Here is a 235-nt window from a genome sequence, read left to right on the forward strand (position 1 = left end):
AAACGATAACGAGACTCTGCGATGCCTTCTTGCTTAGCCAATTGATTAGCGACTGTATACATTTTGCCGATTAAAAACTCATCTTCAACTTCAATATCAATCGCGGTTGCAATCAGTTTATTTGGAATAATTAAAATATGCACAGGAGCTTGTGGTGAAATATCACGAAAAGCAGTAACGTATTGATCTTCATAAAGCATATCCGATGGGATCTCTTTATCAATTATTTTTCTAA

Annotated in this window: 1 protein-coding gene; it reads right to left on the reverse strand. The window is 34.9% G+C overall.

All coding sequences use genetic code 11. The annotated features are described in order from the left end of the window. Nucleotides 1-235, reverse strand: a 235-nt coding sequence (locus V6255_RS18280) for an HIT domain-containing protein (protein ID WP_425355949.1), incomplete at both ends; no start/stop codon positions are given.

The organism is Psychromonas arctica, assembly GCF_038155225.1.
Lineage (GTDB): Bacteria > Pseudomonadota > Gammaproteobacteria > Enterobacterales > Psychromonadaceae > Psychromonas > Psychromonas arctica_B.